Source organism: Pedobacter sp. AK013 (assembly GCF_014205835.1).
GTDB lineage: Bacteria > Bacteroidota > Bacteroidia > Sphingobacteriales > Sphingobacteriaceae > Pedobacter.
The window spans coordinates 1-20,056 of the sequence record NZ_JACHCQ010000041.1; the positions used below are offsets into that span (position 1 = coordinate 1).

Genomic DNA, 20,056 nt, shown 5'->3' on the forward strand with positions numbered 1-20,056 from the left:
AACTTTACGCAAAAGGAACGTTCTTTATAACAGCTGAAAAATGCGGTAGGAAAACCTGAAAAACGGCTGAAAAGTTGTGGTAGGCAGTATGATTACGGCGCAAGGTTCTATGATCCGGTGATAGGGCGTTTCAATGTTGTAGACGCACTTTCTGACCATCCTAATCAAATTGATAAATCTCCATATGCTTATGGATGGAACAATCCGGTAAACCTTAGGGATCCTGATGGGAACTGTCCGATCTGTCCAATAATATGGGCAGTCGTTGAAGGTATCTCTATTTATGAGGCAGCGGTTGGGACTGCGGCTGTAATCACTACTGCTGTTGTCATCAATAATGGAAGAAATTACATCAATAATAACCGTTATTCACTTCAAAGAGATGATTATACCTCAAGTGGTATTGATTATAGCAAGGCTGTTGTTAAAAGTAGTAATTCGTCAAAATCTTCTGATAAGAAAGGTGATACTCCTGAAAATCCAGAGGCGACCAGTAGAGCAGCCCGACGTGGGGCCATGCGTAAAGCAGGTGTTCCTACAAGTCAGCCTTTGCATAAAGATAAAGATACAAAATCTGAAGATGCAGTACTTTTAGATAGAGATGGGAATCATACGGTTCAAGATGCTAAAAATGACGAAAGCCATAAAGGTCAACCACATTGGGAAGCAGGTAAAACAAAAAAAGATCCAACAAAGCCCGATGGATTAAATCGAAGTGGAAACGGTAGATCACAAACCAATAAGCCAAGAATGGAACAACCTAAAGGTAAAGTATATTATAAGCCATAAACTAATAATGTGAATTAAGGATTGAGTGATATCTGAAAATAACGTTTGATAAGGTGTTAATCCAAAATTAAGTATTTAATGTACTGTTAGTGTTTAAAATAGGATATATAAAATATAGTGATTATCTCAGGTTAATAATTATAATTTAAACTTTAAATGATGGGTAATTCTAAATTAGATTTTTTAATAAGAAAAAATAAAGGTAAAAAGGTTTACAATAGGTATAAACAAATATTTCTGGATGCGGGCTTTGCCGAGAAAGATATCAAATATGTTGACTTGGAAACTTCAGATAAAATAATAGCTAGCATTAAACAAATTTTTCCACCAATCAAAGAGAAAACTGAAATATTAACCGATAGTAGAGATCCGATAGATTCTAAATTATTATCAATAGCATTTAGTGGTAGTGATACTCTTGCAGAGTGCTACATGTTTTCCGATGATTATGATATTTGTGGAATGTATCTTGCTAAATCGAATTTTGTTGAAAAATTTTGTTTAAATATTGCAAAATATGGTTATAGTAAAACCTGCTTCATAGTTGATAAAAATTTTAAATTTTCGATGACAATAAATTATGATAACATTATTAATTCTGAATCAATAGGAAGTTTCGATATTCATCTTAAGGAAAATAAAGGAGCTATTGATATGTAACGATTACATATTCACCACTGTCCGTAGTCTTGAGCCTTTGGATTTAGGGTAGGGAGACTACGGATTCATTAATATTGAACGCGAGTTGAGGATTGATACTTAAAAATAATTTTATTCTTTAGCCTGGCCTTGGTGCCAGGCTTTTTATTTTCTTACGGTACGCCAATACCTTCAGTTATACCTACGACAGGCTGAACCGCTTGACCAACGCCTCAGCAGGAAATAACCTGGGCGAGGCCATTAGCTATGATGTAATGGGCAATATTACCAGTTTAACCCGCGATGGTTTTGGCACGAACAACTATACGGGCTACAATGGTAACAGGTTAACAGCTATCAGTGGTTTTACCAACAGCAGTTATGGCTACGACGCCAATGGCAACCTCACCAGCGATAGCCAGAAGAACATCACTCTGGGATACAACTTCCTTAACCTGCCGCAAACGGTAAGTGGAAGCCAGAATTTAACCTATACTTACAATGCTGCTGGTGAAAAACTGCAAAAACAGGCAGGTGGTACTACCACTAATTATATTGATGGTATCCAGTACACCAATAACAGCATTGATTTTATCCAAACCGAAGAGGGCTTAGCCCGTAGAAGTGGCAGTAATTACAGTTACGAATATAATCTGAGCGATCATTTGGGCAATGTAAGGGCAACTTTTTACCAGAACCCGACGACCAACCAACTGGAAGTACTGCAGCGTGATGATTACTATGCCTTTGGGTTGAGAAAAGAACCTGTTGTAAAAGCTGGGCTTAACAAGTATCTTTACAATGGCAAGGAGTTGCAAGAGGAGCTGGGGCAGTATGATTACGGCGCAAGGTTCTATGATCCGGTGATTGGGAGGTGGAATGTGGTGGATCCACATGGTGAACGATACGAATCAATATCAAATTATTCTTATGCTTTTAATAATCCAGCCCGATTCGTTGATTTAAAGGGAAGAGATCCCGGAGATGTTGTTGTTGTCTTTGGAGGTGCTGATTTAAGTAGAAATGGTGATCGTGGAGGAGCTCCATTAATATTACAAAAAATTCGCGAGGGCCATTTAGATAAAAGAGGAGGAGTGGGACAAGCTTTTCAATCAACCTATTGGGGGACTTCTCTAGATGATTCTAAAAGTTTAGATAAAGCCACTCAATACGCCTATGATTTTGTATTAGCCAATTATAATAAAGTAGGACAAGAAGATGTTGAAGGTGGTCAAATTATAATACAGGGATATAGTTACGGAGGAGTTCTAGCGAATCACTTAACCAAAAGGCTTAAAGAAGCAAAGCTTGATGTGAATCTTTTAGTTACTGTTGACGCTGCTGCAGGACCAGAATCGTCGAATGTAGATCGGACGATATCATCAAATGTTGAGAAAAACATTAATTATTATCAAACTACACCTTCTTTAATTAGATCTAGGGGGGATAGAAATAAAAAGGGGGATGGAGATAAAAATAAAAATACAATAAGAAATATTGATGTATCAAAAATCACAAATGAACACGGTAAAATTGATGATAAATTACTTCAAAACGTAGTGAATGATATATTAAAACAACTAAATTAATGAATAGAAAAATTAAGGAACAGTGCATTTGGTTTTTTTATATTATAGGTATTTTTTTTATCATACCTATAATATCTTACTATCTATCCTTACCAGATATATTTCCAAAACAAGCCTATATTCAAGTCTATTTAAGTGGTCCAATATTGTTGATTTTAGGATTATTTTTGTTTTTCAATTACAGAAAAAAAACAATTGGTTTAATTTTTCTGGTAACAGGTGTATGGTGGATATTTAATATAATATATGAGTTGTTAACTAAATAGGCCCTAGGAAGAACAGGAATATGGAATGCCATAGTTACCCAACTGTCCGTAGTCTTGAGCGCTAGGTTGAGCAATAGCAGACTACGGGCTAATTAATGAGGTTTGTTTTAAACTTGAAACGAATATGGATGTTGTTAGAAATTTGTAATTGTCTTAGCTGGTCTTAGTGTCTCGCTAAAACCAAAATTTAGCCAATAGAGCAAAGCGCTGCAATTTCAAATTGCGGCGCTTTGCTATTACTACCAGTCTTAATTCTTATTAGGGATATCGCAAAGGTTAGCTCTTTACTATCCACAAGAGCTTAAACTCAGTTTACCCCTTTATCACTCAAAAATCCCCTTCCCATCAACACTATAACTGTAAATCGATGTATTCGATTCCATTCTTTTCAAAATGCCCGATAGGAATATCACCTTTTTCAAAATAGGCCGATTTGCTTTCTGCAGGAATGCCACAAAGAATAATATTGGGTTCTACATAATGATAAACAACATCATTTCTGTTCCCCCTCTGTCCGTAGTCTTGAGTTGAGCCTTAGGATCGAGGCTAAGGAGACTACGGATTAATTAAATTCCTTTAAGTATTGCAATTGTATTATGCTTAGTGAGTGCTAGTAGATGACTTATGCTTAAAAATGATTTTATCTTGGTCTTAGTGCCAAGCTTTTTATTTCAGTACAGCCAATACCTTCAGTTATCAGTTATACTTATGATAGGCTGAACCGCTTAACCAATGCCGCAGCAGGCAATAACCTGGGCGAGGCCATTAGTTACGATGTAATGGGCAATATTACCAGTTTAACCCGCGATGGTTTTGGCACGAACAACTATACGGGCTACAATGGTAACAGGTTAACAGCTATCAGTGGTTTTACCAACAGCAGTTATGGCTACGACGCCAATGGCAACCTCACCAGCGATAGCCAGAAGAACATCACTCTGGGATACAACTTCCTTAACCTGCCGCAAACGATAAGTGGAAGCCAGAATTTAACCTATACTTACAATGCTGCTGGTGAAAAACTGCAAAAACAGGCAGGTGGTACTACCACTAATTATATTGATGGTATCCAGTACACCAATAACAGCATTGATTTTATCCAAACCGAAAAGGGCTTAGCCCGTAGAAGTGGCAGTAATTACAGTTACGAATATAATCTGAGCGATCATTTGGGCAATGTAAGGGCAACTTTTTACCAGAACCCGACGACCAACCAACTGGAAGTACTGCAGCGTGATGATTACTATGCCTTTGGGTTGAGAAAAGAACCTGTTGCAAAAGCTGGGCTTAACAAGTATCTTTACAATGGCAAGGAGTTGCAAGAGGAGCTGGGGCAGTATGATTACGGGGCCAGGTTCTATGACCCGGTTATTGGCAGATGGAACGTGGTGGATCCGTTGGCAGAGAAGACACTTAGTATTAATCCATATACCTATGGAAATAATAATCCTATTAGCATGATAGATAATGATGGTAAATATGCTGTCTCTGTTCATTATGACATAACATATAAAGCTTTGATTAAGCTAGGATATTCTAAAGAGCGAGCAGATTTAATTGCTCATTATTCTAGTACATATGCTGATCATCCCCCTGCGGGAGCAGGTTTTGCAGACTTTATGCTTCATCCTTTTGAAACTAAAACCCATCATTACAGGAAAGGTATTGATTATAGTAAAACTGCAGAATCACAGTTGGAGAAAAATAGTCATTGGCACTCTATGATGAGTGATGCTGAAGCAGATGCGGGTATGACAGAGAAACAAGCAATTGATAGAGGTCTCAAATTTGGCTGGGATAATATCTTTGGCTCTGATGGAGGAAAAGATTTGGGAAAACTTGGGCAAGGTATACACGCTTTGCAAGATGCAATCGCACATGGAGGTGTTAAAACTAATGATCATCTAGGATGGAATTCATCTTCTTTTGGAAAATTTTATAATGATTTGTATGGTTCGACTAAGGATGCATCAGATATTACAAGATCAGCGTTTATTGTTTTAGATGTTCTTCAAGGTAAAAAGGCAAATTTAAAAGATGGAGACACTTTAAATGTTGCAGGAATGTCTAACAATCAATTAATGCAGTTTTTGCAGTTGTTATCTAAACAGGGTTTTGAAGGAAAACTTAAAACAAACTAGATTATGAAAGTTGTATTTTTGATTGTAAAAAGTATTGTTATTTTGTTGCTAATCATAGATTTGCTTTTTTGGATGATGGCACATGCAAGTGGTCATATTATACCATCAAAAACTAATTGGGCATTTGGACTAAGTAGTGGTGGGCTAATATTGGTTTTGATTTTACTAAATATAGTTAGCAAGAAAGTACTTAGATAATTCTCGCCCCTGGTTTAAGTGTTCGCTTTTTAGCGGTCACTTAAATCCAAAATGAAAACCCAGGACTGTGTCCGCGATATTTGCAGAGAAGGAAATTAAAGCAGAGCCTAACAGAAATGGAGGGCACTGAAAAAGTTAGCCCCATCTGGTCTTAGCGTCTCGCTAAGACTAAAATGTAACTTAGACGACAAAGTCCGGCAGTTTAAAAACTGTTGGGCTTTGTTATTTCTGTAGGAGTTTAAGTTTGAGGAGTCTAGCTTTAATAGCTCCATAGGTGCGGGAATGTAGTTTGGCGAGCTGAGTAATCTTGATGCCTCCAAACAAAAAGTCTGCCTAAAAACTGCCCCAACGCCTGCGCAGGCCTGTCACACTGAGCCCGTCGAAGTGCAAAGCCGTCATTATAATGGGTGTTATGTTAAATAGCCGCTCTTCCCGACGCCTGGCCACCGCACCGCCGTCTCCCTCCGGTCAGTCATCGGCGAAGCCTGCGGCAGCAAGGCAGAGATTGATAATGGTAAAATGGTTCAGTGGTAGACTGGTCGGGGGAACAACGGTAGAACTTCGTAGCAGGGATATTGCACCCGCCCAACCTCTCAGGGATAGAAAGAGCCGCACCAGCCAACACACGAAACCAAAGCTCTTTCCATCCCTTTGAGGGAAGAGATGATGCCCCGGGAATGTTGAAAAAAGAACCGATAGAAAAAATAAAAAGCCATTATCTTTATATCGCTGGCGAAAGCGGAAACAGGCTCTGCTGAGGAGCAACCTGCGAGGAAATACACCAGTGTGCGACGAAGTATAACGTTGAAAAGGAAGTCAGGGCTAAGGTTCTGGCTTTTCTTTTTTTGTTCATACTTCAGAGCACTCAATGCCTAAAAAAAACTAAAAATCCCGGAGGGAACAGGAAAAATGAACGGAAACACTGTTGGTAAAAGCCAAACAAAAAACTAACTTTACGGATAAGGAACGTTCTTTATAACAGCTTAAAAATCCGGTAGGAAAACCTAAAAAACGGCTGAAAAGTTGTGGTAGGCAGTATGATTATGGCGCAAGGTTCTATGATCCGGTGATTGGAAGGTGGAATGTGGTGGATCCGTTGGCAGAGAAGATGCGGAGGTATTCGCCATATAATTATGGATTTAATAATCCGATTAGATTTGTTGATCCTGATGGGATGGAAGGAACGGATTAGGTCAAAAAGGGTAACAAATATCTATGGGATGATAGGGTTATAGATCAAAAAACTGCTAACGAGTATCAAAGTGGCTCCCAGTATATTGGGGAGCAGGCAGAAATAACTCCTATGAAAACGGATGGAAGTACTGTTGGTGCTACTATAAGTCTTAACAATGATGGAACTATAACTAGAGAGGGTGTTACCTTAGGTCAGAATTCCGATCAGATATTCACAAATGCAGCTGGATCGGAATTTGTACCAAGACAAACAGTTGGATCTCACTATGGTTTGTCTGTAAACGGCGCATTATTTGGTGGGTTTGGTTATGGTGGAGGAGTGGTAAAGGATGCTACTGGAAAGTGGTCTACCTATTTTACTTTTAATGGTAATATTGGTATTGGTGGTGGTGTGGACTTAGATATAGGTAAAAATACTCCAACTGGTTCAAATCAATTTTATAAAGAAGATTTTGCAGGGAATTCTGGTTCATATAATTTCGGAGTCTCAACTCCTATAGTAGATTTTGGATATGGTTTTGGAGGAAGTCTTGATCCACACGTAGGGGGTACGAAAGCGATGAATCCTGGTAATTTTGGTAGAAATAATGGCGGATATAAAACAGAGCAAATTGGCTTGTCACCTGGAACCGGTGCTGGTGCATCTGTTATGTTTAGCTATGGTAAAACATGGGTTTATTAACTAATAAATAGTAATGAAAAGAACAGATAAAATAATATTATATAGTATTTTTTATATCCCCGCTATTCTCGTGTTATGCTATTTCTTTTGGCCTGTTGTTTTTGGTAAACCGACCTCTGAGCTTATAAAGGAGGATGATCTTGCCGAGCGGTTCAGTGGAAAAGTAGAGTCCTTATATTTTGACAAGCAAAATCATAATGTTAAGATTGCATTATTATCGAATGGATATAAATATGAAATTTTTAGACAATGGGAGCCTAAAATTCAAGTAGAAGATTCAATTTCAAAGAAAAAAGGATCATTCGAAGTGATTATTTACAAGGGTAATAACAGATCTATCTTGGATTACAGAGATACTTACAGAAAGTAACCATCTATTCCTCCTAAGCTGGCGCACGCGTGTCGCGTGTGCGAAATGCCATCTGTCCGTAGTCTTGAGCTTAAGGAGACTACGGACCAATTAATAGAGAAGCGTTTTCAGTCCCAAACACCAACCAGTTGGAAGTATTGCAACGCAATGATTATTCACTGCTTGTTTATTTTTTTAACTGTGTTTATGGAGCTCGGTTGCGCTTCAGTTATTGTACTTTTGGTAGGTGGAATGTCATAGATCCCAAATCCGAGCTATTTGAAATGTCTTCGCTGTATGTTTACTCGGTGAACAGCCCTGTTAACTTTATTGATAAAGATGGTAGGCCTCCATTTATATTAATGGGCAGGTTACTGCAGAAAATCAAAGAGGAGACAAATCTTACTGGGATTACCAACTTTTGAGAACCATTGCAAATTCGAGAATTCCTAATCCAGGAGGCGATGTTCATTTTGTAGATGGTGATCAATGGCAAAATGGTAGCAATGTTAAAACATATGCTCAGCCAGGTTGGAGAGAAGTTCCTAATTCTTTCTATTAATAAAGAAAATTATACCAATGGCGGTAATCAAGCTGGACTAAAAAGAAACGCTGGGTATAGTTACGGTAAAGCTGATTTTGAAAATGTGCTAGCTAAACTTGCCAAAGACCCAAAGACCGGAAAGATGATTGGAAAAATACATCTCCAAACACACCAACAGATATGAATAAAATTAAAAAAGCTTATAAGCTATTTTTGAGCGGTTTTGTATATTTCATTAACTTTATTTTGTAATAATAATATTGCATTTTGTTTTGTAAATGTAGTTTTTTTATGCTTTTAAAATTAATGTTTTAATCGTATTTGCATGAATACAACTAACTGGGCAATATTTTATTTTTTTTTGCATTTTGTTTTTGTGTTTTATATTTTTTTAAGGATATTAGACATGGTTAAATGGCAAAAAAATGTACTCGTCTATTGTTAATGCTTCTCTCAATTTATTCTGCAACGCAGGTATTATCCCAACCCAAGATTCATAAACAAACCAGTCGGTTTCTGCTGTAATCAATAATTAATTTCAATGTCTGGTAAGGGGCATAACAATATTACATTTTAGACCTAACATTATGATCAGCTGTTACGTAATCGGTGAACTGCATACCGTTGAATCTTTATGTATGTACTTGAGCGACTATCCGCTTACCCAATTAAAAGGATACGCAGTACAGCGGCCAGAAAGCTTTGATGCAGTATATTCCATCAGGCCGGATATTGTTTTTGTTGATGTTGCATTTTTAAGCGGTAGCAATGGCTGGCTGGAACGTATCAAGCAGTTTTCTTCAATTGTTTTGGTATCAGAAAATACGGAAATGGCTTTCGAAGCTTTTGAGCATTCGGCATTTGATTACCTGCTCAGACCGATTACATTTAACCGTTTTGTAAAAAGCATCAATAAATTTGATCACCTTACACAACTGGCCCATTCTATACACAGCCCTAGGAAGCAGCAGGTGGTAGATTCTTTTTTTATCAAAGCAGATTCCAAAGGTCTGAAAGAATTCCTGATCAAATGCGATCAACTGATCTACATACAGGCCATGCAGAACTATGTTGTGCTTCACATGGAAAACGACCAGCGTTTTTCCTGCCACAACTCTATGAAAGAAATGGAAGATAGTTTACCTGCCAATTGTTTTAGCAGGATACATAAATCTTACATCATTAACGATGAAAAAATTACCGCTATAGAGGGGAATACGGTAATGCTGAATGGCGATGAAACCAATAAACTCCTGATAGGGAGCACATACCGGAAAGCTTTTTTTGAAAAAAAAGCGCAAAAAATGATTAAAAAAAAGGTTGGTGTCCAAATCTTTTCTTATTCCAGGTTAGCGGTGGCTTTAATTACCTTTGGAGGAGTGCTAATAAAAGCCAAGGCCATAGGCGAATTTAACATACAGTTTTAAAATATGAGAAAAAATATAAATCTTTTAATGGGAAGCATTTTGCTATTGCTGGCAGGCTGTAGCGAATTTATTGAGCCATCTATTGAAAACAGAAATATAGATGTACTGGCTCCTGCAAATAAATTGGAAACCAATAGCTATCAACAAACTTTTTGGTGGAATCCAATGGCCGATGCACTGTTTTACAGGTTACAGATTGTTTCGCCAAAATTTGACAGTGTAAGTAAACTGGTTTTGGATACCCTGATCAGGACTGAAAAATTTGTGTACACGATGGATCCTGGCAAATATGAATGGCGTGTGAGGGGCGAAAACGGCAGTAGCGCAAGTAGTTACAATACCCGTTCACTCCAAATATTTCCATCCAGTCTTAAAGATCAGAGCATACAGCTTACGGGGCCGGCAAATGGGCTTTACTCGTCTAAACCAGACGTCAGGTACGAATGGCTTAAGCTCTTTGGTGCTACGGTGTATAGGTTACAGGTAGATAACAATAATTTTCTCGACGAAAATAACATGACACTTAACGTTACCACAGATAACCTGGGCTTTTTACAAACACTTACTAAGGAAGGAACCTACCAATTCCGTGTAAGGGCAGAAAACAGTACAGAGAATTCGAAATGGAGTACCGTAAGAAGCTTTACCTACGATGCTACAGGCCCTGATCGGGTGCTGCTAAATACACCACTGAATAAGCAAAGCGTATCGCGGCCGGTAAGACTAACCTGGAATAGACTTGCTGATGCAGAACGCTATGAGATATCGGTATACCAAAGTGATGAGCAGACGCCCTATAGTAAGAGTTATCCACAGATGGTGACTTCGACCGAACACGTATTTGATGCCGGTAATCCTGGAGAAACCATTGCATGGAGGGTAAGGGCTTTTGATAAAGCTGGAAACGCTGGTGCCTATAGCGAGATCAGAACTTTTACCGTACAATAAGTATGAAAAGTAAAAAAACTACCTATATCCTAATTTGCTGTGTTGCAGGTGTATGGGGCATTATTTTTTATAGGGTTTTTGCCGGATTGGCTGCAGAAGATAATATACCAGTTAATTCGAGAACAATTAAAGAACCTTATTTTAATATGACCGATCATGCAAAAGATCAGGTGATATTAGAAATGAGCTATGCTGATCCTTTTGCTTTGGCCAATTCAGAACCTGAACCTATTGTTAAATCAGCTGCCCCTGTTTTGCCTTCAGCGCCAATACCAATAAAAACACAGGTAAACTGGACCGGAATTATTTACAGCGGACAGATTTATAATCCTACAGAAAAAAAACACGTAGCCATCATTAGTGTAAACGGTAAAGAAGTAATGCTTAGTGAGGGTGAACGCTCAAATGGCTTAAAATTTATAAAAAGGGTTGGCGACTCGATAAAAGTCGAATACCAGAATGCAACAAAATTTTTATCAATAAAACAATGAAATCAGTTTACATCACCATGTTCCTGTTGTGCCTGCTGTTTTTTAAGGCTGATGCACAACGCATAAATTCTTATTTTAATGTAGATAATTATACCCATACGGTTAATTACGACCATTACAAAGCTGTTTTTTATGTGCAAAGGCCAGAAATAGGAGCGGGTAACATCAAATCAGACCGGAAATATGCCTGGTTTAGTGGCAACCAGATCCGTTATACCCAGGGTGGTTATAGTGGTAAACTGCTTGACGGGGCATACAATGAATTTTACGATACCAAAGGACTTAAAACCCAGGGTGTTTTTGATATGGGACTTAAGATCGGAAAATGGAAAAGCTGGGGAGAGGATGGCGTTTTAGATTCGATTGTGAATTATGCTAATGGAAAAGCCAATGGCAGATTTGAGAAATACGATAATGAAGGGATATTATTAGAAAGGGGAATCTATCGCAACGGACAATTAAACGGGAAATTGGAAAAGCGTGTTAGTGCAGATAGTATCCAGGTAATTCTATATAAGAAAGGTAAGGTTATGGCTTACAAACCCAGCAAAGCAGTTAAAATTACCCGTTGGTTAAAATCCATTTTTAAAAAAGATAAGAAACTTAGTAAAAATGGAGTCAAATCCAATAACTAAAAATACTTTAAATAATGAAAAATACCATCAAATTATCAGCCCTCGTTTTATTCAGCATTAGTTCATTATTGGTAAATGCACAAACCGCTACAAGAAATAATGCTGGTTTGCAAGGTGATGCAGGAGCCGTATCCGGCTTTTTTGAAACCGTTAATCCCGTTAACTATCCGGCCGGATCAAATGGCTGGTGGCATTTATTAGATGTTCGCCATAGTAATACAGCTAATAATTACGCCATGCAGTTTGCGGGTAGTTTTTTTAACCAGGAATTATATTTCCGAAAGACGAATAATAATGCCGGTCAGCCTTGGTCGAAAGTTCTTTTAGAAACAAATGGTAATGTTGGTATAGGGACTTCATCACCATCCACAAGGTTGGAAGTAATGCCACCAGCAATTAATGAAAGTTCTGCAGGCGTTTTTCATCTACGTGGCGATCAAGCTTGGGGAAATGTATTAACATTAGCAACAGATGCTACAAATGGCAATGATGATGCAAAGTTATTGTTCAGCTATAGGAATAAATCAAAGCAATGGTCTATTGGTGGCGGCAAGGGAGCAACAAGCTTTGGAATATGGGAAGATGGGGGGGATGGTGTTTACGGTAGTGGTTTTGGCAACCAGAGATTTATCGTAACTGCAGGAGGAAATGTAGGTATAGGAATTTCGACTCCACAAGAAAAACTTTCTGTAAAGGGTAATATTAGAGCTAAAGAAATCAAAGTAGAAGCTACCAACTGGCCCGATTATGTTTTTGAGGAGGGTTATAAGGTTGGAACATTGCAAGAGTTAGAAAGTTATATCAAAACCAATAAACATCTTCCCGATATGCCATCGGCCAAAGAGATTGATAACCAGGGTTTATAATTGGGCGAAATGGTGAAAATGCAGCAGAAAAAGATAGAAGAATTAACGCTGCATCTCATCGAATTAAGTAAAAAAGTAGAAACTCAGGATGCTTATATCAAACAGCTAAAAAACAAAAAATAATACTGCTCTTTTTAAAATTTTAATCCAAACCAAACCAATGAAAATTTTCTTACTCTCCATACTGCTATGCTCAGCAGGCATTGTAATGGCTCAGCCACAGGTGGTAACCACAGGAAACAATGTTATAGATGCCTCCAACCCCTATGCGGCCGATGTGGTTATCGGTAGTGATGCTGCTGGAGGAACAAGGCACGACAGTAGCATCATGTGGTGGTCTAATTTGAGCGCCTCGCGCATTAGTAATACGGGGAATGCCTTTAATTTCTCAGTATGGGCTGCGCCTCAAACACCTAATGTTTCACTTTCAACAGAAATAGGCGGAAGAAGTTATCTGATGGGTAACCTCGGGATCGGAACAAGTACACCTGAAGAGTTGCTCGAAATTAGAGCTAACCAGCCAGTTATCACCTTTCATCAACCAGGTATCTCATCCTTTAAAATGGGAACGAGTAACGGAGTGTTTAAGTTATTGGCAATGGATAACGGCTTTGGCGGGCATACAGGGAATTTTTCCGATACGAATAACCCCTATGTTTTTAGTTTTTTGCAAAATGGTAATGTTGGAATTGGAACAAGTACACCCCGCGAAAAACTATCGGTAAATGGTAAAATCAGGGCACACGAAATTAAAGTAGAAGCCACCAACTGGCCTGATTATGTTTTTGAAGAAGGTTATACGGTTGGAACGTTGCAAGAGTTGGAAAGTTATATCAAAACCAACAAGCACCTGCCTGATATGCCATCGGCCAAAGAGATTGATACCCAAGGTTTACAATTGGGCGAAATGGTAAAAATGCAGCAGAGAAAGATAGAAGAGCTTGCTCTACACCTCATCGAAAAAGAAAAGCAGCTTCGAAATCAAGAAAATAAAGTTATTCAGTTGGAAAGTAAACTCACCCAACAAGAAAAAACCATTCAGGAAATTTTAAAGAAAATAAAATAATGAGAAATACCATCAAATTATCAGCCCTCGTTTTATTCAGCATTTGTTCATTATTGGTAAATGCACAAACCGCTACAAGAGATAATGCTGGTTTGCAAGGTGATGCCGGAGCCGTATCCGGCTTTTTTGAAACCTCCGCTCCGGTAAATTACCCGGCAGGAGCAAGTAGCTGGTGGCATTTATTAGATGTTCGCCATAGCAACACGGTTAATAATTTCGCCATGCAGTTTGCAGGTAGTTTTTTTAATCAGGAATTATATTTCAGGAAAACGAATAATTATGCATCACAAAATTGGTCGAAAGTTCTGTTAGAGACTAATGGGAATGTAGGTATAGGTACAAGTAACCCAAACTCTACTTTAACTATAAGATCGGCTTCCACAGGCGTAAGTATTAATCCCGGTGCCAGTCCATATTTCGGTACTTTGGCTTTTAACAGAGAGTCGGGCACAGGAGCCATATTCGATCCTTCGGGTAAGGCCTTTCAGATTAATAATGGTGGGGGAGATCAAAATCTGCACATCCAGGTGTATAATGGAGATGGTACTTTAGTGACGAATAATTCATTGGTTATTTCGGGTGCAAACGGAAATGTGGGTATCGGTACAGCAAATCTAACTGATGCCCTTACTGTTGCTGGTAAAATCGGTGCACGGGAAATTAAAGTTTCTACTAATGCAGGAGCCGATTTTGTATTCGAACCTGATTACCAACTCACCGATTTAACTGAACTGGAGAAGTTCGTAAAAAGCAACAAACACCTGCCCGAAATTCCAACTGCTAAACAAATGGTCGAAAACGGTGTAAATCTTGGAGAACTGAATATCAAACTGCTGCAAAAGGTTGAAGAACTTACTCTTCATCTGATTGAAGAACACAATAGAACTGTTGTACGCAACAAAGAGATAGATGAACTAAAAACCTTATTAAAACAACAGCAGAATCATTTAAATGAAATTGAATTAAAATTAAAAAAAGATGAAAAACGGAATAGATAAAATTATAGCTGTACTGGTTTTATGTTTAGCTTTTACAAGTGCAGGTGCACAGAACTGGAATAAGCCGGTATATATTGGTGGTGATGGTGTGACAGAATTGGGGAAATATATCGATTTCCATGAAAGTGATAATGGTACAGAGGATTTTTCTTTAAGGTTTGGTGTTTTTGGAAACAGATTGATCTCATCCGGTGCATTCAGTGTGCCAGGAATAGGTATCAACACCAATTCTTTTAACAATAACGAACTCCACATTTACGGTAACTCCCCTTCAGCAACAAACCTCATCTTATCGGCGAACTACGAAAATATTTACCGCTGGAAGTTTAAAACGACAGATAGAGGTAATGCCATAGATCTGGATATAGTCGCCACCAATAACATAGATCAGGAAGAACAATTAATTAAGTTTTCACCTTCTTTCTCCGGTCGCCCGGAACTCAGTTTTATGAACGACTGGTTAGTGGTAAACAATGGTAATATCGGCATGGGCACCGTTACACCAAGTGAAAGGCTAGCGGTAAATGGCAAGATCCGTGCCCGTGAAATCAAAGTAGATGCTACCAATTGGCCCGATTATGTTTTTGAAGAAGGACATCAGACAGGAACATTAGAAGAATTGGAAAGTTATATTAAGGCCAACAGGCACTTACCCGAAATACCCATAGCCAAAGAAGTTGAATCGAATGGAGTAGAATTAGGCGCAATGAATAAGCTTCTGCTAAAGAAGATAGAAGAACTTACCATACACTTGATTGAAAAAGATAAACAAATCAACTCACTGATCAATAGAGTAGATGTTTTGGAAAACAAAAAGAAAAATAAATAACAAATGAGACAACTCCTTTTAACCTTAACATTTGCCTTTATTTTTTGCAACTGTTTTTCTCAGGGTACAATATCACCCCTTTTCTACGATGAAAGTAACGGACTTAACGTAATTGAAGGTACGACCATGATTAATGATGGGAATGCGAACGGGGGGACTTGTATGTTCAGGCCTGCTGGCGCTCCAGGTGGGACCATCTGGGCAGGCCCTTATGTATCGGTTACCGCGGGTAATTATCTTTTTCAAGCAAGAATAAAAGTAGCCTCAAATGGCTCAGCCGCTAACCTTTTCATGCTTGATATTGTAAGTCAGTTTGGTTATGTAACACATGGAGCTATTTGGATCAAGCCAAATATGTTCAGAGCGAATAACGAATGGCAGCTGATTACCATCCCCGTATCTATCCCGCACGGAATTACCAATTTGGAAATGAGGGGAATGAATTTTCAGCCTGGAGTAACCGATGTGTATCTTGATTATGTTCAGCTTGTACCATCAAGCCTTCCAGGCCTTTATTCAAATGAATTAACCATTTCGGGCAATGGCGATGTAGGCATTGGGACTACCACTCCCCGCGAAAAACTATCGGTAAATGGTAAAATCAGGGCACACGAAATTAAAGTAGAAGCCACCAACTGGCCCGATTATGTTTTTGAGGAGGGTTACAAGGTTGGAAATTTACAAGAGTTGGAAAGTTATATTAAAGCGAATAAACACTTGCCTGATATGCCGGCTGCAAAAGAGGTGGAAACGAATGGAATAGCAGTAAGTGAAATGCTCAAACTCCAACAGCAAAAAATAGAAGAACTTACCTTATACCTGATTGAGCAGAATAAGGCTATCGACACTCAAAATGAAAAGCTTTTACTGCAAGGTAAGCAGATCAAACTGCTTAAAATTCAGATTAATGCAATTAAAAAAGGGAAATAAATGAAAAGGTTGGTATTAATCGCAATGCTTTCTGTTGGTGTGCTTGCTAAGGCACAAACTTTTGATGCCGGTGGCAATGGTCCGGCAGTAGCAATGGACGCCGTCGATCGGTTTAACTATTTAGGAAAACCGGTAGCTCATTATGGTTTAGGTTGGTATAGCGAAGCGATGAGCATCCCGCCTTATATGTATATGTCGGGCTTTGCAGGAATTAAGCTTTTTACCTGGGGAGAGGCACGAATGATTATTGATGGAAGTGGCAAAGTCGGAATAGGCACATTAAATCCCGAATCGAAGTTGCATCTTCAGGATGGCAGTGTATTTATTAAAACTTTACGCGCCGGGAGTAATAGCGAGTATCCATTAATTTCGGGTACGCAGGCGGTAAATGGTACTTCTGGCCATGCTGGCATTTATTTATATGAAGATGGGAGCGGAGGTTTCGGACAAGCTTCCGGACTGGCGTTTAAAGTATCGGTAAATGATGCCAGCCCCGCAACTGCATTATTAATCAAAGCCAATGGCAATATTGGTATTGGTACGGATACCCCAAATGAAAAACTCTCCGTAAACGGCAAAATCCGTGCTAAAGAAATTAAAGTAGAAGCCACCAACTGGCCCGATTATGTTTTTGAGGAGGGTTACAAGGTTGGAAAGTTAGAAGAGTTGGAAAGTTATATTAAAGCGAATAAACACTTGCCCGATATGCCGGCTGCTAGAGAAATTGCCACTAATGGATTGGAATTAGGAGAGATGGTAAGATTGCAACAACAGAAGATAGAGGAATTAACATTGCATTTAATAGATAAAGATAAAGCCCTTAAAAAAGTAGAACTCGAAAATACCCAACTGAAAGCAAAACAGGTGGAACAAGACACCGCCATTAAAAAAATGATTGAACGAATAGATAAAATTGAACTTAAAAAGCCATAAAATGAAAAAAATATTACTCGTATCTATATTAATTGGAAGTGTTCTAAATCAGGTAAAAGCACAATTGGGAAATGTTAAGGGAAATGCTTTTGAGATATCTTCATCAGGTGGTACAACCACAAACAACGTGATGCATAAAACATGGCTTTTACGTAACAACGATGGAGATAGTTGGTACACAGCATCCGTACACGATGGAATTGCTGTTGATGTATCATTCTGGAATCCGCAAGTAGATACGCGCACCTGGTGGGAGCGAAATCCTTATAGCGGAACACAGATGTGGGGAGATGCGAGCCAAACTTATATGGTGTTATCGGGCGGGAACTTAGGCTTGGGTACCCTTACCCCGACTTCGAAGCTTGAAGTACAAACATCAGGCAATGGTTGGCCATTAAGTTTACGGGCCAATGCCTTTAGTCCTGGTGATATTAACGGGATAAAGTTTTATTCAGGATACATAGGTGAAGATAAATGGGCAGGTATAGCTAGCGTGGCAGAGGATTTGCATAGCAATAAAACCGCTTTATCTTTTTATTCTGGCCAAACAGAAAAAATAAGATTGGCCTGGAATGGAAACGTTGGTATTGGTACATCTAACCCACAGGATAAGCTTACAGTAGCTGGAAACATTGGCGCCCGCGAAATAAAGGTTTCTATTAACGCAGGTGCAGATTTTGTATTTGAGGCTGATTATAAACTTCCGGACTTAGCAGAACTTGAAAAATTTGTGAAAACCAACAAGCACCTACCTGATATTCAGACTGCAAAGCAGATGATCGAAAATGGTATAAATCTGGGAGAATTGAATATTAAACTGTTGCAAAAGGTTGAAGAACTCACCCTGCACCTAATAGAGAAAGATAAAAATATTACACAGCTAACAGAACAGTTAAAATTGCAGGCAGAAATGCTTAAGGCTTTTGCGAAACAGTTAAAAACAATCGAGGAATCTAAAAATAAACTTAAAGATTAATATGAAAACAATAGCAACATTATGTTTTGCTGTTCTATGCATAAACAGCTTTGCTCAAGAAACTTTACAGTCAGTTACCGATAGGGGGACGACAACAAATAAGGAAATCCAATTCAGATCAGAGGCAAATCCAAACAAATATGCTTTTGCTGGTGGTACCCCTGGCTATGCAAGGATTGGTGCTTATGATATAACAACCGGCTATGATAACTTATTTATTGAAGCTGCAAATGTAAGTGTTGGGCATTCTGCTCCACGTGCTGTTTTTGACATTACCAAGCCAATTCCCGACGGAGCATTAGGTGCGGTATTAGGAAGATTACCTGAGGGTGACGATGTTGGAAGTGGGACTTTTTTGGGCACACAAGGACATAATACCAATGCCTTAGGAGGGAAAAGCTTTTCCATTGTACATAACTTTTACGGTCAAACAAACAGTTCTATCAATTTCCATAGAGGTGGAGATATGACAGGAGGATTTATTAGTTTCAGCACTAATGCGAATGAAGAAAAATTAAGAATTGATGCTTATGGCAATGTGGGTATTGGTACAACTAATCCCACCGAAAGATTGTCAGTAAATGGCAAAATACGCGCTAAAGAAATCAAAGTAGAAGCCACCAACTGGCCCGATTATGTTTTTGACGAGGGTTACAGGGTTGGAAAGTTAGAAGAGTTGGAAAGTTATATCAAAGCAAACAAACATTTGCCTGATATGCCGGCGGCCAAAGAAGTAAAGGAAAATGGAGTAGCGCTCGGCGAATGAACAAACTTTTACTTCAAAAAATAGAAGAATTAACGCTTTATGTAATTGAGTTGAAAAAAGAAAATTTAGACCAGCAAAAACAACTCGATCAATTGAAAAAAAATAATCAGCAATAAAAAACATGAAAAAAATCTATTTAGCACTCATTTTAGCCTGTTCATCTATAGTGGTTCAGGCGCAAAGTCAGACCATCAATGGTGATTTATCTATAGGTGTCGAGGGGACAGCATTGACTGGACCAGGGAATAGGGTGTATTTTAATGGAGCAAGCTTTAATGGAGATGAGTTATCTATTTATCGTTTTAACAGAGGGGCAGATATTAGCGATCTGAGGGTAAATATTGGCGATAATTATGGTAGCGGTGATGATCGTTTTCTTGTGGGATCTCATAACTGGCAGGATGGCCAATATTACGCGCATATGGTTGTGGGCGCAGATGGAAAGGTGGGTATTGGCACAGAAACTTTCGGTGCTGAACGCCTGGCCGTTAATGGCAATATCCGCGCCAAAGAAGTTAAAGTGGAAGCAACAGGCTGGCCTGATTATGTATTCCAAAAGGATTATAAAATCTCCTCTCTATCAGATTTAGACCGTTACATTAAAGCAAATAAACATCTTCCGGGTATTCCAAGCGCACAAGAAGTGGAGAAAAACGGGATTGAACTAGGGGAAATGAACAAACTGTTGCTGCAAAAAATCGAAGAACTAACCCTGCATCTGATTGAAAAGGATAAAACAATTGAAGGCATATTGAAGAGGATGGACGAAATGGAGCAAAAAATAAAAAAATAAGCACACT

The 20,056-nt window shown here is 38.7% G+C and carries 21 protein-coding genes and 1 pseudogene; all 22 read left to right on the forward strand.

Annotation, left to right across the window (positions count from 1 at the left end; all coding sequences use genetic code 11):
* Positions 1 to 66 precede the first annotated feature (66 nt).
* A complete protein-coding gene (locus tag HDC90_RS21660; protein WP_255497804.1) occupies positions 67 to 789 on the forward strand; it encodes an RHS repeat-associated core domain-containing protein in 723 nt (240 codons plus the stop codon).
* 156 nt (positions 790 to 945) lie between these two features.
* Positions 946 to 1,449, forward strand: coding sequence for a hypothetical protein (locus HDC90_RS21665; RefSeq protein ID WP_184470152.1), 504 nt, complete (start codon positions 946 to 948; stop codon positions 1,447 to 1,449).
* Between the two features lie 200 nt (positions 1,450 to 1,649).
* Positions 1,650 to 3,017: an RHS repeat domain-containing protein gene (locus HDC90_RS21670; RefSeq protein ID WP_255497798.1), complete on the forward strand. Its 1,368-nt coding sequence runs from the start codon at positions 1,650 to 1,652 to the stop codon at positions 3,015 to 3,017.
* Between the two features lie 1,045 nt (positions 3,018 to 4,062).
* Entirely contained in the window at positions 4,063 to 5,424 is a 1,362-nt protein-coding gene (locus tag HDC90_RS21675; RefSeq protein WP_184470154.1) for an RHS repeat domain-containing protein, read from the forward strand.
* A 3-nt stretch (positions 5,425 to 5,427) separates the two neighbouring features.
* A complete protein-coding gene (locus tag HDC90_RS21680) occupies positions 5,428 to 5,622 on the forward strand; it encodes a hypothetical protein (protein WP_184470157.1) in 195 nt (64 codons plus the stop codon).
* A 1,030-nt stretch (positions 5,623 to 6,652) separates the two neighbouring features.
* Positions 6,653 to 6,808 (forward strand): annotated as a pseudogene (locus HDC90_RS21685) (RHS repeat-associated core domain-containing protein); the annotation flags it as partial.
* A gap of 117 nt (positions 6,809 to 6,925) precedes the next feature.
* Positions 6,926 to 7,498: a hypothetical protein gene (locus tag HDC90_RS21690; protein WP_184470159.1), complete on the forward strand. Its 573-nt coding sequence runs from the start codon at positions 6,926 to 6,928 to the stop codon at positions 7,496 to 7,498.
* Positions 7,499 to 7,511: 13 nt separating this feature from the next.
* Complete coding sequence (locus HDC90_RS21695; RefSeq protein WP_184470162.1) at positions 7,512 to 7,868, forward strand: hypothetical protein; 357 nt, start codon at positions 7,512 to 7,514, stop codon at positions 7,866 to 7,868.
* Between the two features lie 485 nt (positions 7,869 to 8,353).
* Positions 8,354 to 8,575, forward strand: coding sequence for a hypothetical protein (locus HDC90_RS21700; RefSeq protein WP_184470164.1), 222 nt, complete (start codon positions 8,354 to 8,356; stop codon positions 8,573 to 8,575).
* A gap of 403 nt (positions 8,576 to 8,978) precedes the next feature.
* Positions 8,979 to 9,818, forward strand: coding sequence for a LytTR family DNA-binding domain-containing protein (locus tag HDC90_RS21705; protein ID WP_184470166.1), 840 nt, complete (start codon positions 8,979 to 8,981; stop codon positions 9,816 to 9,818).
* A gap of 3 nt (positions 9,819 to 9,821) precedes the next feature.
* Positions 9,822 to 10,766, forward strand: a complete 945-nt coding sequence (locus HDC90_RS21710) for a hypothetical protein (RefSeq protein WP_184470168.1) — start codon at positions 9,822 to 9,824, stop codon at positions 10,764 to 10,766.
* A 2-nt stretch (positions 10,767 to 10,768) separates the two neighbouring features.
* The gene (locus HDC90_RS21715; RefSeq protein ID WP_184470170.1) at positions 10,769 to 11,257 is read left to right on the forward strand and encodes a hypothetical protein; all 489 of its coding nucleotides are present in this window, start codon (positions 10,769 to 10,771) and stop codon (positions 11,255 to 11,257) included.
* Positions 11,254 to 11,892: a toxin-antitoxin system YwqK family antitoxin gene (locus tag HDC90_RS21720; RefSeq protein ID WP_184470172.1), complete on the forward strand. Its 639-nt coding sequence runs from the start codon at positions 11,254 to 11,256 to the stop codon at positions 11,890 to 11,892. The genes HDC90_RS21715 and HDC90_RS21720 overlap by 4 nt, the downstream gene beginning before the upstream one ends.
* Positions 11,893 to 11,906: 14 nt before the next feature.
* Positions 11,907 to 12,758 (forward strand): tail fiber protein, encoded by an 852-nt coding sequence (locus HDC90_RS21725; protein ID WP_255497799.1) that lies wholly within the window; start codon positions 11,907 to 11,909, stop codon positions 12,756 to 12,758.
* A gap of 160 nt (positions 12,759 to 12,918) precedes the next feature.
* Positions 12,919 to 13,824 (forward strand): hypothetical protein, encoded by a 906-nt coding sequence (locus HDC90_RS21730; RefSeq protein WP_184470174.1) that lies wholly within the window; start codon positions 12,919 to 12,921, stop codon positions 13,822 to 13,824.
* Complete coding sequence (locus HDC90_RS21735) at positions 13,824 to 14,822, forward strand: hypothetical protein (RefSeq protein WP_184470176.1); 999 nt, start codon at positions 13,824 to 13,826, stop codon at positions 14,820 to 14,822. The genes HDC90_RS21730 and HDC90_RS21735 overlap by 1 nt, the downstream gene beginning before the upstream one ends.
* Entirely contained in the window at positions 14,803 to 15,651 is an 849-nt protein-coding gene (locus tag HDC90_RS21740) for a hypothetical protein (RefSeq protein ID WP_184470178.1), read from the forward strand. The genes HDC90_RS21735 and HDC90_RS21740 overlap by 20 nt, the downstream gene beginning before the upstream one ends.
* A gap of 3 nt (positions 15,652 to 15,654) precedes the next feature.
* Complete coding sequence (locus HDC90_RS21745) at positions 15,655 to 16,581, forward strand: hypothetical protein (protein WP_184470180.1); 927 nt, start codon at positions 15,655 to 15,657, stop codon at positions 16,579 to 16,581.
* Complete coding sequence (locus tag HDC90_RS21750) at positions 16,582 to 17,514, forward strand: tail fiber protein (RefSeq protein WP_184470182.1); 933 nt, start codon at positions 16,582 to 16,584, stop codon at positions 17,512 to 17,514.
* Position 17,515: 1 nt separating this feature from the next.
* Complete coding sequence (locus HDC90_RS21755) at positions 17,516 to 18,490, forward strand: tail fiber protein (protein ID WP_184470184.1); 975 nt, start codon at positions 17,516 to 17,518, stop codon at positions 18,488 to 18,490.
* Between the two features lies 1 nt (position 18,491).
* Positions 18,492 to 19,256: a hypothetical protein gene (locus tag HDC90_RS21760; RefSeq protein ID WP_184470186.1), complete on the forward strand. Its 765-nt coding sequence runs from the start codon at positions 18,492 to 18,494 to the stop codon at positions 19,254 to 19,256.
* Positions 19,257 to 19,377: 121 nt separating this feature from the next.
* Positions 19,378 to 20,049, forward strand: coding sequence for a hypothetical protein (locus tag HDC90_RS21765; RefSeq protein ID WP_184470188.1), 672 nt, complete (start codon positions 19,378 to 19,380; stop codon positions 20,047 to 20,049).
* Positions 20,050 to 20,056 lie beyond the last annotated feature (7 nt).